This is a genomic window from Pseudoduganella sp. LjRoot289 (assembly GCF_964252925.1).
Classification (GTDB): domain Bacteria; phylum Pseudomonadota; class Gammaproteobacteria; order Burkholderiales; family Burkholderiaceae_D; genus Rugamonas.
Genome location: NZ_CAXUPN020000001.1, coordinates 552066 through 567105, shown reverse-complemented (window position 1 = coordinate 567105; position 15040 = coordinate 552066). Strand labels below are relative to the sequence as shown.

Here is a 15040-nt window from a genome sequence, read left to right as displayed (position 1 = left end):
ACACTAACCTAAGTTTTTAAGAATCCAGTTGCTACCACTATCATCGAGGACCAGCGCGCGGTCGCACTCGAACTCGTCCTGTTCATTGCTGTGACCCGGCATGCTTTGGATCACCACCTCGCCGGCTTTGCGCAGCTCGGCGATCTTCTCCTTCAGTTCGGGCGCGTTGCCCCACGGCGCGCGCACCGAGTGCTTGCGCTCGGCCGTGGGCAGCAGGCGCGCCAGTTCGCGCAGATCCATCGAGAAGCCGGTGGCGGGACGGGCCCGGCCGAACGCTTCGCCGACGTGGTCGTAACGGCCGCCGCGCAGCACCGCGTTCGGCAGGCCAGGCACGTAGACAGCGAACATCGCGCCGCTTTCGTACTGGTAGCCGCGCAGGTCGGCCAGGTCGACCGCCACCTCGCGGCCGATGGCAGGGTTGTCAGCGGTGGCGGCCAGCGCGGCCAGTTCGGCCAGCGCCTTGGCGATGCCGGGCAGGTCGGGCAGCACGCTGCGGGCGCGCTTGAGCACGTCCACGTCGCCGTACAGGCCGGGCAGTGCGAGCAGCGCGGCGCGCACGGCCGGAGTGTAGCCGGCGGTCTGTTCTTCGAGACCGGGAACGTCCTTGGCGCGCAGCAGCAGGTACAGCGCGGCTTCGTCCTTGGCGGCGTCCGCGTCCTCGGCCAGGATGGCGCGCAGCACGCCGACATGCGACAGATCGAGGCGCACGTCGGTGAAGCCGGCCAGGGCCAGGGATGCGAGCGCCAGTTCCTGGATCTCGGCGTCCGCTTCCAGGCCGGCGTGGCCATAGATTTCGGCGCCGATCTGCAGCGGCTCGCGCGTGGTGTGCAGGCCCGACGGACGGGTATGCAGCACACTGCCCGCGTAGCACAGGCGGGTGACGGAGTTCCGGTTCAGCAGGTGCGCGTCGATACGGGCCACTTGCGTGGTCATGTCGGCGCGCAGACCCAGCATGCGGCCGGAAATCTGGTCCACCAGCTTGAAGGTGCGCAGCTCGGTGTCCTGGCCGGCGCCTGTCATCAGGGACTCGACGTATTCGAGCAGGGGCGGCATGACGAGTTCGTAACCGTACAGGCGGAAGTTATCCAGCATGAGACGGCGCAGTTCTTCAATCTTGCGCGCTTCGGACGGTAAAACGTCCGCAATATGTTCGGGCAATAGCCAATTCGGCATGGGGAAAACCGGCAACGGTGTTGTTGAGATATCGATCATGCGTCCACAAGAACGCACACGGCAATCGGAGGGCCGAACCGCATATTTTACGCGAAAATGCGGACGGATGGAAATAAAAGCTCGCCAATTGGCGCTCTGACAATGGGGTCAGGCCTGCATTCGTGCATTCGTCGCGAGACGAATGCACGAATGCAGGCCTGACCCCAGGGGTGCGGAACTTACTTCTTGCCGGCGTCGGCGCCGGCGCCCTTGAAGTACTTGAAGAAGTCCGAGTTCGGATCGACCACCAGCACGTCGCTGCGGTTCTTGAAGGATTCGCGGTAGGCGCTCAGGCTGCGGTAGAACTTGTAGAACTCCGGATTGCGGCCGAAGGCTTCGGCGTAGATCTGGCTGGCCTTGGCGTCGCCCTCGCCCTTGATGGTCTCGGCGCTGCGGTAGGCTTCGGCCAGGATCACGGTGCGCTGGCGGTCGGCGTCGGCGCGGATCTTCTCCGAGTCGGCCGAACCGGTGGAACGCAGTTCATTGGCCACGCGCACGCGCTCGGCCTTCATGCGCTCGTACACCGAGCTGTTGATCTGCTCCACGTAGTCGACCCGCTTCAGGCGCACGTCGATGATCTCGACGCCGATCTGCTTCGATTCGACGATGACCTTGGTGCGCAGCGCTTCCATGACCTTGCCGCGCTGGCCGGAGATCACTTCGCGCACGGTGCGCTTGGTGATCTCGTCGTTCAGCGCCGCCTTGACGATCTGCGACATGCGGTCGCGGGCACGGGTCTCGTCGCCGCCGAAGGAGACGAAGTACAGACGCGGATCGACGATGCGCCATTTGACGAAGGCGTCGACCAGGATGTTCATCTTCTCGGCCGTGATGAAGCGGTCCGCGTCCGGCGAATCGATGGTCATGATGCGCTTTTCCAGATACAGCACGTTCTGGAACGGCGGCGGCAGCTTGAAGTGCAGGCCGGGCTCGCTGATCACCTGCTTGACTTCGCCCAGCGCGAACACGATGGCGTACTTGCGCTGGTCGACCACGAACACGGTCGAGGACAGCAGCATCAACGCGATGAAGCCGCCGATCAGGATGGTTACTATGCGGTTCATTAACGGCTCTCCCGATCACGTGAGGATTCGCGCGAACGGCTGTCGCGCTGGCGGCTGATCTCGACCGAAGGCATGCCGTCGGACGGCAGCATCACGGCCGTCGGCGGCGGCGGCGCGGCGTTCGCCTTGGCGGCGGCGTCGGCGGCCGCCGCTTGCGCGATCAGCTTGTCCAGCGGCAGATACAGCAGGTTGTTGCCGGTCTTGGAGTCGATCATCACCTTGCTGGTGCTGGTGAAGATCTGCTGCATGGTGTCCAGGTACATGCGGTCGCGGGTCACGCCCGGGGCCTTCTGGTACTCGGCCTGCACCGACTTGAAGCGCGCCGCGTTACCCTCGGCGTTCTCCACCACCATCGAACGGTAGGCCTCGGCGTCCTGCGTCAGGCGCGAAGCGGTGCCGCGCGACTCGGGGATCACCTTGTTGGCGTAAGCCTGGCCTTCGTTCTTCTGGCGCTCGCGGTCCTGCCCTGCCTTGACGGCGTCGTCGAAGGCGGCTTGCACCTGCTCCGGCGGCTGCACGCCCTGCATCGTCACGTTGGTGATCTGGGCGCCGGAGGCGTAGCGGTCCAGGATTTGCTGCATCAGCTGCTGCGTTTCGAAAGCGACCTTCTCGCGGCCCTCGTACAGCACGAAGTCCATCTTGCTCTTGCCGACGATCTCGCGGATCGAGGTCTCGGCCACCTGGCGCACGGTTTCCTCGGCGTCGGTGTTGTTGACGATCCAGGCCACCGGGTTCTTCAGCGTGTACTGCACCGCGAACTGGATGTCGATGATGTTTTCGTCGTCGGTCAGCATCAGCGCTTCGCGCGGCTGCTTGTTCTTGACGTTGGAGCGGTAGCCCACCTCGACCGTGCGCACTTGCGACACGTTGACGATCTGGTCGCTCTGGAAGGGGTAAGGCCAGCGCCAGTTCAAGCCGGCCGGCGTCACGTGCGAGACTTTGCCGAAGGTAAACACCACCCCGGTCTGGCCTTCCTGCACGATGAAGGTGCCGCTGGCCAGCCACACCAGCGCGGCGATCGCGCCCACCGCGCCGACGGTGAAGCCGGCGCCGCGCATGTCGCCGCCGTTGCCGTTGCCACCGCCGCCGCCGCTGCCGTTGTTCCTGTTCTTCTGCCCGAACAGGCCGTTCAGCCGCTGGTTGAAGTCGCGCCAAAGCTGGTCCAGGTCCGGCGGACCTTCACCGGGTTTCTTGCCTTCTTGGGCCTGCTTGTTGCCGTCCTTCTTGCCCGAACCCCATTCGGGATCGTTCAAGGTCGGTTTCAAGCCTATTCTTTTCATTAGAGAGGAAAGAGGCATACTAATGTGATCCAACTTGGGTGAAAGTGGAATGGCCGTCGTCGTCGAGGCCGGCATCGCTGCCCTCTTCGTCTTCCGGCACCTGGTACAGATAAGCCTTGCCTGGCGCGGCCCTGGCCGCCTCGGTGATGGCGCTGCGCAGCAAATCCATGCCCGCGCCCGTCCTCGCGCTGGTGAAAACGCGAGAAATTTTATCATATTCATCACGCTCGACCGACGGCTCCAGGCCGGCGGCGTCGATCTTGTTCCACACCAGGATCTGCGGGATGTGGTCGGCGCCGATTTCGCGCAGCACCAGGTTGACCTGCTCGATCTGCTCCATGCGCACCGGGCTGGCGGCATCGACCACGTGCAGCAGCAGGTCGGCATGGATGGTTTCCTCCAGCGTGGCGCGGAACGCCGCCACCAGCTGGTGCGGCAGTTCCCGCACGAAACCAACCGTGTCCGAGATCACCACATTGCCCACTTCCTCGCCCATGTAGACGCGGCGCGAGGTGGTGTCCAAGGTGGCGAACAACTGGTCGGCGACGTAGACGCCGGCCTTGGTCATGGCGTTGAACAGCGTCGACTTGCCGGCATTGGTGTAGCCGACCAGGGACACGGAGAAGGTCTGGCTGCGTCCGCGCGAGCGGCGCTGGGTCTCGTGCTGCTTGCGCAGCTTGCCCAGACGCGCGCGCAAGGCCTTGACGCGCTCGCCGATCAGGCGGCGGTCGGTCTCGAGCTGGGTTTCGCCCGGACCACGCAAGCCGATGCCGCCCTTCTGGCGCTCGAGGTGGGTCCAGCCGCGTATCAGGCGCGTGGCCAGATGCTGCAGCTGCGCCAGCTCGACCTGCAGCTTGCCCTCGTGGCTTTGCGCGCGCTGCGCGAAAATGTCGAGGATCAGGCTGGTGCGGTCGAGCACGCGGATCTGCAGGCGCTTTTCCAGGTTGCGCTGTTGCGCGGGGGACAGGGCGTGATTGAAGATGACGATCTCGAGCTTGAGATCCTGGACGGCAAAGCCGATCTCGTCGGCCTTGCCGCTGCCGACGAAATAAGCCGCATCCGGGCTGGAGCGCTTGGCCGTGATGGTCGTCACCGGATCCGCTCCCGCCGAACGCGCGAGCAGCATCAGTTCTTCGACGCTAGCGGCAAAATCGCCCTGACCGAAGTCTACCCCGACTAAAGCTGCGCGCATACGGCCGCCAGGCAAGGTGGGAGGCGAAAATTAAAGCTCAATGATTATTCCGCGTCGGATTCAATGTTCAGGTTGACGGCACGGGCCGGCACCACGGTCGAAATGGCGTGCTTGTACACCATCTGGGTCACGGTATTGCGCAGCAATACCACGTACTGGTCGAACGATTCGATATGGCCCTGCAGCTTGATACCGTTGACCAGGTAGATCGAGACAGGAACATGCTCCTTGCGCAGCGCGTTCAGGAATGGGTCTTGTAACAGTTGCCCTTTGTTGCTCATAACAGCTCCGATTTATGTTGTTGTGCAGGAAATGGAGGCGACTCGCTTATTTTCAAGTGCCAAGCATCAATTCCCTATGAAAGTATGATGAATGATGCTGCCAAGCTACTGTAACCTGTTTTTGACATTCGTGCAGGGCGCACCATGCACGAATGTCATTATTTTCAGGCTTATTTCGTCCGTTTATCGAACGGGTTTTTACCGGTGCGCAATTCTATGCGCAGCGGCGTGCCGATCAGCTGGAACGTTTCGCGGAAATGTTTTTCCAGGTAACGCTTGTACGGGTCGGACACGGCTTCCAGCGAATTGCCGTGGATAACGATCACCGGCGGGTTCATGCCGCCCTGGTGCGCATAGCGCATCTTCGGACGGATCGAGCCCTTGCGCTTCGGCTCCTGCTTCTCCACCGCCTCGATCAGGGCGCGGGTCAGCTTCGGCGTCGACAGGTCGGCCATGGCGGCGGCGTAGGCCGCGTCCACCGACTTCATCAGCGGGCCGATGCCGGACGCCTTCAGCGCCGAGATGAAGTGCATCTTGGCGAAGGACAGGAAGTCCAGCTTGCGGTCCAGGTCGATCTTGATCTCGTCGCGGTCGTCCGACTGCAGGCCGTCCCACTTGTTGACGGCCACCACCAGCGCGCGGCCGGTTTCCAGCACGAAGCCGGCGATGTGGGCGTCCTGCTCGGAGATATCCTGCTGGGCGTCCAGCATCAGGATGACGACGTTCGCTTCCGAGATCGACTGCAAGGTCTTGACCACCGAGAATTTCTCGATGGCTTCGAACACGCGGCCGCGGCGGCGGATACCGGCGGTGTCGATCAGCGTGTACTGCTTGCCGTCGCGCTCGAAAGGGATCTCGATCGAGTCGCGCGTGGTGCCCGGCATGTCGAAGGCGATCACGCGCTCTTCGCCCAGCAGCGTGTTGATCAGGGTGGACTTGCCCACGTTCGGGCGGCCCACCAGTGCGATCTTCACGCCGCGTTCGGCCGGCGCCAATTCCTCGGCGTCGTCAGGGCGCTGCTCGAAGGCCTTGTCCAGCGCTTCCTCGACCAGGTCGTGCACGCCGTCGCCGTGGGCGGCGGAGATCACATAGGGGTCGCCCATGCCCAGTTCGTAAAAGTCGGACACCACGGCGGTGTAGCGCATGCCTTCCGACTTGTTGACCACCAGCAGCACCGGACGGCCGGTCTTGCGCAGGAAGTCCGTGATGGTCTTGTCGTGCGGCGTCAGGCCTTGACGGCCGTCGACCAGGAACACGACCACGTCGGCTTCGGCCACGGCCTGCTTGGTCTGCAGCGCCATCTGGAACATGATGCCTTCCTTGGCCACCGGCTCGAAACCGCCGGTGTCGACCACCAGGAAGGGGCGTTCGCCGAGGCGGCCCTCGCCATAATGGCGATCGCGCGTCAGGCCTGGCATGTCCGCCACCAGCGCGTCGCGCGAGCGGGTCAGACGATTGAATAAGGTCGATTTCCCGACGTTCGGGCGACCTACGAGTGCTATTACCGGCTTCATTGTATTACTCGACCGCGAGAGCGGTCACTGTCCCTGATTGGGTTTGGAAAATCAAATTCGAGCCCGCAACGACCGGCGCCGACTGGATAGCCGAGCCGTCGGTGCTGACCCGACCTAGTATCGCGCCGTCTTCGCGCGACAGGAAATGGACATAGCCTTGCAGGTCGCCGACGGCGACGCTGCGGCCGAAGGAGGCCGGCGTGGACAGGCGGCGGAAGGCCAGCTTGTCGTTCTTCCATGCGCTCTGCCCGCCTTCGCGGCTGAAGGCCGCGACAGCGCCCTTCTCGTCGGCCGTGAACACGAAGCGCTGGTCGACGGCGACGCCGACGTCGGAAGACACTTCCTTGGTCCAGCGCGCCTGGCCGGTGGCCAGGTCGAAGCAGCCCACGCGGCCCTGGTAGGTCACGGCGCAGATGTCTTTCTCGAACACCACCGGCGAACCGGCGACGTCGGCCACGCGTTCCAGTTCGGTGGCGCCTTTCGGCTCGCCCACCGACACCTCGAAGCGCGGCACGCCGGTCGCCAGGGTCAGCGCCAGCAGCTTGCCGCCGGGCTGGCCGACATAGACGTTAGCGCCGCTGATGACCATGCCCGGCGCGTTGCGCAGGGTCAGGGCCGGGGTGGTGCGCACCGCCGACCAGCGCTTGGCGCCGGTCTTGGCTTCGAAGGCCGTGATGCGGTTGTCCACGCTGCGCACGACCACCACGTCGTCCGCCGCCACCGGCGAGGACAAGACCTCGCTCGATGCCTGCACCTTCCACAGCTGCTTGCCACTGCCGTCGAAAGCGATGACGGTGCCCTTGGCGCCGCCCACCGCGACCACGTCGCCGTTCGGGCTCACGCCCACGCCGGAGGTCAGGTCGGAGCCGGCCTTGACGCGCCACAGCTGCTGGCCGCTGGCCGCGTCCAGGCGGGCCACGCCGCCCTCGGCGTCGGCCACGAACACGCTGCCGGCCGCGAAGGCGGGGTTGAAGGAATACGTGCCGGCTTTACCCAGCGAATACTTCCAGGCGGTTTTCACCGCCATGCTGCTTTTCAGTTCCACCAGCGGGGCCGGCTTGTCCTTCTTCTCGTCCGCGAAGGGATTGATCTTGTCGAGCGTGCTGCAGCCCGCAACGAAGGCCAGCAGACTGAGTCCAACAACTTTTCCGGTAATGCGCATAAGTATCCTAGCTTGTAAAACCGTAGGGCGGGTTAGCGTGAAACGCGTAAGCCGCCATGCATGCGTTGCGGCGGAGCCGGCGGGTTACGCTTCGCTAACCCGCCCTACCCGCCCTACCCATCCGCCTTCAGGCGGCGCTCTTGGCCTCGGCAGGCACGGAGCCGCCGATCGCTTCGAGCTTGAGCTGGATCAGCTGGCGGCCCGGGTTCTTCTTGTCGGTCGCGCTCAAGGCGGCCAGGTAGGCGGTGCGCGCCTCGGCCAGCTTGTTCTGCGCGGCCAGCACGTCGCCCTTGCGGTCGGCCACGGCGCCGGCGAATTGCGGCGCCGTGACGGCGGCCAGCACTTTCAGCGCTTCGTCGTAGGCCTTCTCGTCGAGCAGCACGCCGGCCAGGCGCACGCGCGCGATGGCCTGGTATTCCTCGTTGCCGTGCTCGATGGCCCATTGCAGCTGCGCCTTGGCGGTCTTCAGGTCATTCGCTTCGAAGGCGCTCTTGGCCGCCACCAGCGCGGTCATCGGCGCGTAGGCGGTGCGCGCGAACTTGCTTTCCATGTCGGCGGTGGCGCGCTGCAGCTTGGCCGTGTCCTTGGCGGCGACGGCGTTCTGCACTTCGTCGTACAGGGCCGAGGCCGAGCCGGCCTGGTCGCGCTGATAGTAGTTCCAGCCGTTCCAGCCGGAGTAAGCCGCCAGGCCAGCGATCAGTACCCACGACGTCAGGTTGCCGTACTTGGCCCACCAGGCTTTGAAGTTAGCTAATTGTTCTTGTTCTTCGAGATCGTATGCCATGAGATTCGTCAGGTTAAAGGTTGATCGATTACAGGATTAGTGTTTGCAGTTTTCGTCATGCACGTGGAAGTGGTGGTGCTCCTCGCCATCGCCGGTGATGTGGTCGACGATGTAGTTCACCACTTCGTCGAACGCCACGGTGGCTTGCTGGTGCTCGCCCTCTTCGCCGCGCATCGCCTTCACGTTGGCGGTGGCGCCGGCCACTTCGGATTCGCCGATGATGACCGCGAACGATGCGCCGCTGCCGTCTGCCTTCTTCATCTGGCTCTTGAAGGAGCCGGCGCCGGTCAGCGCCGCGCAGTGCATCACCACGTCCAGGCCGGCGTCGCGCAGGCGCTCGGCCAGCACGAACGCTTGCATCTGGGCTTCTTCGCCCTGGTGCACCATGTACACGTCGCACTGGTTGGACTCGGCCGGTTCGCCGGCCGACTTCATCAGTTCCACCAGGCGCTCGATGCCCATGGCGAAGCCGACCGCAGGGGTGGGCTTGCCGCCGAAGGTCTCGAACAGCGGGTCGTAGCGGCCGCCGGCGCAGACCGTGCCTTGCGTGCCCAGCTCGTCGGTGACCCATTCGAACACGGTGCGGTTGTAATAGTCCAGGCCGCGCACCAGGCGGGTGTTGATGGTGAACGGGATGTTGTTGTGGTTCAGGATCTTCTGCACGCCGTTGAAGTGCGCCAGCGAGCCCTCGCCCAGGTAGTCGAGCAGCTTGGGCGCATTGTTGACCAGTTCCTGCATGGCCGGGTTCTTGGTGTCCAGGATGCGCAGCGGGTTGGTGTGCAGGCGGCGCTGGGCTTCCGCGTCCAGCTGCTCGCTGTGCGATTCCAGGTAGGCGATCAGGTCCACGCGGTGCGCGGCGCGCTCGGACGCGTCGCCGATGGAGTTGAGCTCCAGGCGGATGTTTTCCAGGCCCAGGTCGTCCCACAGGCGGCGGCACAGCATGATCATTTCGGCGTCCACGTCCGGGCCGGTGAAGCCGACGGCCTCGCAGCCGAACTGGTGGAACTGGCGGTAGCGGCCGCGCTGCGGCTTCTCGTGGCGGAACATCTGGCCCTTGTACCACAGGCGTTTCGGGCCTTCGTACACCAGGTTGTTCTCGATCACCGAGCGCACCACGCCGGCCGTGCCCTCGGGGCGCAAGGTCAGCGCGTCGCCGTTCATCGAATCGGTGAAGGAATACATTTCCTTCTCGACGATGTCGGTGACGGCGCCGATGGCGCGCGCGAACAGGCTGGTGTTCTCGACGATGGGGGTGCGGATCTGCTGGAAGCCGTAGCTCTGCACCACGGACTGCGCGGTGTTCTCGAACAGTTCCCACAGTTGCGCGTCCTGCGGCAGCAGGTCGTTCATGCCTTTGATGGCGACGATCTTCTCGGCTTTTTTGTTGTCAGACATAATTTACTTTATCGAATTCGGTAATAATTTTTCTCGGAATGTCGCTAAGGAACACGGGCTTGCGAGCCCGTGCCGTTCAGCCGGCGCGCGGCATGCCGCGCGCAACCCCGGCTTCACCTATAATTTTTTCAGCTTTTTTATTTTCAGACATATTCTTTGCCGTAGTTCTTTTTAACGTAGTCCAGCACGATGGTCTGGAATTCCTGGACGATATTTTCGCCGCGCAAAGTGGCGAATTTCTGGCCGTCGACAAACACCGGCGCGGCAGGCGATTCGCCGGTCCCCGGCAGGCTGATGCCGATGTTGGCGTGCTTCGATTCGCCGGGGCCGTTGACGATGCAGCCCATCACGGCCACGTTCATCGCCTCCACGCCCGGATAGCTCAGTTTCCATTCCGGCATGGACTCGCGCAGATAGGTCTGGATGTCGTCGGCCAGCTCCTGGAAGGTGGTCGACGTGGTGCGGCCGCAGCCCGGGCAAGCGATCACCATGGGGGTGAACTTGCGCAAGCCCATGGTTTGCAGGATCTCCTGGCCGACCACCACTTCCTTGGTCCGGTCGCCGCCCGGCTCCGGCGTCAGCGAAATGCGGATGGTGTCGCCTATGCCTTCCTGCAGCAGCACCGACAGCGCCGCCGTCGAGGCGACGATGCCCTTGCTGCCCATGCCGGCCTCGGTCAGGCCCAGGTGCAGCGGGTAGTCGCAGCGCTTGGCCAGCTCGCGGTAGACGGCGATCAGGTCTTGCACACCGGACACCTTGCACGACAGGATGATCTTGTCGCGGCCCATGCCGAGTTCCTCGGCGCGCACCGCGTTTTCGATGGCGGACGTGATCAAGGCTTCATACATGACGGCCTGGGCGGTCCACGGGTCCGCGCGCACGGCGTTCTCGTCCATGATGCGCGCCAGCAGCGCCTGGTCCAGGCTGCCCCAGTTGACGCCGATGCGCACCGGCTTGTCGTACTTGACGGCCACTTCGATCATTTGCGCGAACTGCGTGTCGCGCTTGGCGCCCTTGCCCACGTTGCCCGGGTTGATGCGGTACTTGGACAGCGCTCTGGCGCACTCCGGGTAGTCGGTCAGCAGCGTATGGCCGTTGTAGTGGAAGTCGCCCACCAGCGGCACGTCGATGCCCATCCTGTCCAGCTGTTCGCGGATGTAGGGCACGGCGGCGGCCGCCTCGGGGCGGTCCACCGTGATGCGCACCAGTTCGGAACCGGCGCGCGCCAGTTCCTTGATCTGGATCGCGGTCGCCACGGCGTCGGCCGTATCGGTGTTGGTCATCGACTGCACCACCACGGGCGCGTCGCCGCCGACCCAGATCTTGCGGTCGCCATGGGCCACCAGCACGCTGCGGCTGCCCCGGCGCCCTTGCGGGCCGGATGGGATTGCGGTGTTCGACATCGGAGTGCTCATCTCGGCTGTTTACTTGATATTGACGCGTGCAATTGTACCGCCCGGCACTTCAGGCAGTGCCAGCGGCGCGCCGCGCATGGTCGCTTGGACGTTGTTCGGCTTGCCGACGATCAGCAGCGCCGGGTCGCTCAGCTCGAACTGTTCGGTGCTGCCGGCCTTGACCAGGCGCGCGATCAGCGCCGGCTTGCCCGGACGGCGGATTTCCACCCACGAGTCGTCGTTGAACTTCAGCACCAGCGTGCCGGGCGTGAAGCCCGGCGTGGCGCTGGCGGCTGGCGCCGGTGTGGCGGCCGGAGGTAGGGCTGCGGCTGCGTTCGTGGCCGGCGCAGCGCCGGCCGGCGCGGCGGCCGGCGGCGTGGCGCCTGCAGCCGCGGGAGCACCCGTGCCTGCGGCCGGCCCAGCCGGCGGCGTCACGCCGGCGGGCGTGGTGGCCGTGGTGCTGGCAGCGCCTGGCGTGGCGTCGGCCGGCGGCACCGACACCAGCGGCACGTTCGGCGAAATCAGCGGCGCGGTATCGGCGCCCGGCTTGGCCACCGTTTCCACCGCCGGCGTCGCCGGCGCGCTGGCGGCCGGCGCAACATCCTTCTGCGACTGCGGCAGCGCCGGGAACAGGCCAGCCTGGTAGGCGCCCACGGCGGCCACCACGACCGCCACCACGGCCGCGCCCATCACCCAGCCCGCAGGCTTGGACGAACGCTCCGTCAGCGTCGGAAAGCGCGACTCGGAGAAGGTGGTGGTTTTCTTCTCGCGGCGCAGCGGCTGCGCCGTTTCGTGGCCGGCGACCGGATTGACCTCGATCATCGCCACCAGGGGCGCGGCGTCCAGCTTCACCACCTTGGCGTAGGCGCGCACGAAACCGCGCGTCACGGCCATGTTCGGCAGCGCCGCGTAGTCGCCCGCTTCCAGTGCCGCCACCTGGCGCGGCGCCAGCTTGAGCTGGTCCGCTATCTGCTCCACCGACAAGCCCATCGCTTCGCGCTGGGCTTGCAGTTGCGCACCGGGCGTGGCCTGACTGCTCTTCTTTTCAGGCTGTTCCGCCCACTCTGAATTCATAGGTGTTCCTGTCTCACTCATCAAACGCCCCACGTTGATAGGCAGCATATTCCGGCGAGCCCGAATGGTGGCGGCGCAATTGCGTCACCCAAGCCGATTCGGCGCCCGTATCGCCTAGCTTATGCTGCACCCTGATTGCAAGCCACAGCACGTCAGCCGACAGGCTGTCGATCTTGGCCAGCTTGCTCAGCCGGGTAATGAAAAAACCGGCGCGCACGTAGTCGCGCCGCTCGTAGTAGATCCGCGCCAGGTTGGCGCTGGTCGCCGGCACATCCGGCGCAATCTTCAATGCCGGCAGCAAATACTTCTCTGCCGTGTCGTAATTTTTCTGCTTCAGCGCGCAACTGCCCGCGTTGTTGTAGGCATCGGCCGGCGACTGGTAGCTGCGCACCGCCAGGGCCGCGTCGAAATACTTGAACGATTCGGCCACGCGGCCGTGGCGGCACAGGAAGGAACCATAGTTGTTGTTCACTTCCGGGTTGTGCGGCGCCAGTTTCAGCGCCCGCACGAAGTTATCCTCGGCCAACTCGCGCTCGTCCATGGCCATATAGGTCAGGGCGCGCATGCCGTAGGCGTCGGCCAGGTCCGGTTCGGCGGCCAGCGCCTTCTTGATCTCGTCCAGCGCCACCGCGTACTGGCCCTGCTGGTAGTAGCCGATGGCCAGCTGCATGCGGATTTCGGCGCGCTTCTGCGCCGCCGTCTGGTCCGACGCGGTCGCCAGTTCGGCCTTGCCGCTCTGGCCCGGCGTGCCCGAAGCGGCGCCCGGCGCGCTTGCGCAGCCGCACAGCAGCCCGGCCAGGCCGAGGGCGGCCAGGCGCAACAGGCAGCGGTGGGCCAGCGCGGTCATCAGGAACGAATCTCCACGATCTTGCCGAAATCGGCGCCGAACTTCTTCTGATATTCGGCCATCTTACCCATGCGCTCCTGCACCTTGGTACGGTCCTGCACTTCGCCGGCCAGCTGGCCGCAGGCGGCGTCGATGTCGTCGCCGCGCGTCTTGCGCACGGTGGTGACGATGCCGGCATCCATCAGGATTTGCGCGAATTGTTTGATGCGCTCGTTCTTCGAGCGGAACAGGCCCGATTCGGGGAAGGGATTGAACGGTATCAGGTTGAACTTGCAGTTCACGCCGAACTCGCGGTGCTTGACCAGCGCCACCAGCTCGCGCGCGTTCTCGTCGCTGTCGTTGAAGCCGTCCAGCATGCAGTACTCGAAGGTGATGAAGTCGCGCGGGGCGAATTCGAGGTAGCGCTTGCAGGCGGCCATCAGCTCGGCCAGCGGGTATTTCTTGTTCAGCGGCACCAGGCCGTCGCGCAGGGCATCGTTCGACGCGTGCAGCGACACCGCCAGGGCCACCGGCACCACTTGCGACAGTTTGTCCATCATCGGCACCACGCCGGAAGTGGACAGCGTGACGCGGCGGCGCGACAGGCCGTAGGCGTTGTCGTCGAGCATGAGTTTCAGCGCGGTGGCGGTCGGCTCGAAGTTCAGCAGCGGCTCGCCCATGCCCATCATCACCACGTTGGTGATCTGGCGTTCGCCTTTCGGGCCGGCTTCGATGCCCTTGGTGCGGCGCAGTTCGAATTCGGCCATCCACAACTGGCCGATGATCTCGCCCACCGTCAGGTTGCGCGAGAAGCCCTGCTTGCCCGTCGAGCAGAAGCGGCAGTTCACGGCGCAGCCGGCCTGGGTGGAAATGCACAGCGTGCCGCGGTTTTCTTCCGGGATGAACACGGTTTCGACGGCGTTGCCGTTGCCGACGTCGACCAGCCATTTGCGGGTGCCGTCGGTCGATGTGTGGTCGCTGATGATGGCCGGCGCCGTGATGTGGGCGCGGGTTTTCAGCTTGTCGCGCAGCGACTTGGCGAGGTCGGTCATCGCATCGAAATCCGACGCCCCGAACTGGTGGATCCAGCGCTGCAGTTGCTTGGCACGGAACGGTTTCTCACCCAACTCCGCACAGTAGGCGATCAGCTGTTCCGGATCGAAGTCCAGAAGGTTGGTGAGGGTCGTGTCCATCATCGTGCTCAATTCGGTGCTCAATTCGGTACTCAAATCATTCTAAAAAAAGGCTGCGCCCCGGACGATGCCGGGGCAACAGGTAAAGCTCACAACAACGTACTGCCTTGATCCGCCAGAGGCGAATTAACGGGAGTAAACGTTCAGTGCTGGGAAGTAGTAAGCGATTTCCACAGCAGCGGTTTCAGCGGCGTCCGAACCGTGCACGGCGTTGGCGTCGATGGAGTCGGCGAAGTCAGCGCGGATGGTGCCGGCTTCTGCTTTCTTAGGATCGGTAGCGCCCATCAGATCGCGGTGCTTGGCAATGGCGTTCTCGCCTTCCAGAACCTGGATCATGACTGGACCGGAGATCATGAAGTCGACCAGGTCTTTGAAGAATGGACGAGCAGCGTGCACAGCGTAGAAGCCTTCGGCCTCAGCGCGGGACAGTTGAGTCATACGCGCAGCGACGACCTTCAGGCCAGCGCCTTCAAAGCGGCTGTAGATCTGGCCGATTACGTTTTTAGCAACTGCGTCTGGTTTGATGATCGACAGGGTGCGTTCGATTGCCATGTAAAAAACTCCAATAAAAAGAAAGGTTTAAAACGAAATTGATGATTCAATCAACCCTTGATTTTACCATAGAACCCCCTGGCGGAGCCTATATTCGCTTGCCGGGCACTATTCCGC

14 protein-coding genes are annotated in these 15040 nt (G+C 64.2%); all 14 read right to left on the bottom strand.

What is annotated here, in order from left to right; genetic code table 11:
* Nucleotides 1-3 precede the first annotated feature (3 nt).
* Nucleotides 4-1173: an ATP phosphoribosyltransferase regulatory subunit gene (locus ACSQ8Y_RS02455; protein ID WP_436264878.1), complete on the bottom strand. Its 1170-nt coding sequence runs from the start codon at nucleotides 1171-1173 to the stop codon at nucleotides 4-6.
* Nucleotides 1174-1391: 218 nt separating this feature from the next.
* The gene (gene hflC, locus ACSQ8Y_RS02450) at nucleotides 1392-2276 is read right to left on the bottom strand and encodes a protease modulator HflC (RefSeq protein ID WP_436264877.1); all 885 of its coding nucleotides are present in this window, start codon (nucleotides 2274-2276) and stop codon (nucleotides 1392-1394) included.
* Entirely contained in the window at nucleotides 2276-3574 is a 1299-nt protein-coding gene (gene hflK / locus ACSQ8Y_RS02445) for an FtsH protease activity modulator HflK (RefSeq protein WP_436264876.1), read from the bottom strand. Before hflK ends, hflC begins: the two co-directional genes overlap by 1 nt.
* A gap of 1 nt (nucleotide 3575) precedes the next feature.
* A complete protein-coding gene (gene hflX / locus ACSQ8Y_RS02440; protein WP_436264875.1) occupies nucleotides 3576-4748 on the bottom strand; it encodes a GTPase HflX in 1173 nt (390 codons plus the stop codon).
* A gap of 44 nt (nucleotides 4749-4792) precedes the next feature.
* Entirely contained in the window at nucleotides 4793-5029 is a 237-nt protein-coding gene (gene hfq / locus ACSQ8Y_RS02435; RefSeq protein WP_117013357.1) for an RNA chaperone Hfq, read from the bottom strand.
* Nucleotides 5030-5199: 170 nt separating this feature from the next.
* Nucleotides 5200-6543, bottom strand: coding sequence for a ribosome biogenesis GTPase Der (gene der, locus ACSQ8Y_RS02430; protein WP_436264874.1), 1344 nt, complete (start codon nucleotides 6541-6543; stop codon nucleotides 5200-5202).
* Between the two features lie 4 nt (nucleotides 6544-6547).
* Entirely contained in the window at nucleotides 6548-7705 is a 1158-nt protein-coding gene (bamB, locus tag ACSQ8Y_RS02425) for an outer membrane protein assembly factor BamB (RefSeq protein ID WP_436264873.1), read from the bottom strand.
* 127 nt (nucleotides 7706-7832) lie between these two features.
* A complete protein-coding gene (locus tag ACSQ8Y_RS02420; protein ID WP_436264872.1) occupies nucleotides 7833-8489 on the bottom strand; it encodes a YfgM family protein in 657 nt (218 codons plus the stop codon).
* 36 nt (nucleotides 8490-8525) lie between these two features.
* On the bottom strand, nucleotides 8526-9884 hold the full coding sequence (gene hisS / locus ACSQ8Y_RS02415) for a histidine--tRNA ligase (protein ID WP_436264871.1): 1359 nt from the start codon (nucleotides 9882-9884) through the stop codon (nucleotides 8526-8528).
* A 143-nt stretch (nucleotides 9885-10027) separates the two neighbouring features.
* On the bottom strand, nucleotides 10028-11287 hold the full coding sequence (gene ispG / locus ACSQ8Y_RS02410; RefSeq protein ID WP_436264870.1) for a flavodoxin-dependent (E)-4-hydroxy-3-methylbut-2-enyl-diphosphate synthase: 1260 nt from the start codon (nucleotides 11285-11287) through the stop codon (nucleotides 10028-10030).
* 21 nt (nucleotides 11288-11308) lie between these two features.
* Nucleotides 11309-12352: a helix-turn-helix domain-containing protein gene (locus ACSQ8Y_RS02405; RefSeq protein ID WP_436264869.1), complete on the bottom strand. Its 1044-nt coding sequence runs from the start codon at nucleotides 12350-12352 to the stop codon at nucleotides 11309-11311.
* Nucleotides 12353-12365: 13 nt separating this feature from the next.
* On the bottom strand, nucleotides 12366-13199 hold the full coding sequence (gene pilW, locus ACSQ8Y_RS02400) for a type IV pilus biogenesis/stability protein PilW (RefSeq protein WP_436264868.1): 834 nt from the start codon (nucleotides 13197-13199) through the stop codon (nucleotides 12366-12368).
* Nucleotides 13199-14371, bottom strand: coding sequence for a 23S rRNA (adenine(2503)-C(2))-methyltransferase RlmN (gene rlmN, locus ACSQ8Y_RS02395; protein WP_436269733.1), 1173 nt, complete (start codon nucleotides 14369-14371; stop codon nucleotides 13199-13201). The genes pilW and rlmN overlap by 1 nt, the downstream gene beginning before the upstream one ends.
* Nucleotides 14372-14497: 126 nt before the next feature.
* The gene (gene ndk / locus ACSQ8Y_RS02390) at nucleotides 14498-14923 is read right to left on the bottom strand and encodes a nucleoside-diphosphate kinase (protein ID WP_436264867.1); all 426 of its coding nucleotides are present in this window, start codon (nucleotides 14921-14923) and stop codon (nucleotides 14498-14500) included.
* Between the last annotated feature and the right edge of the window lie 117 nt (nucleotides 14924-15040).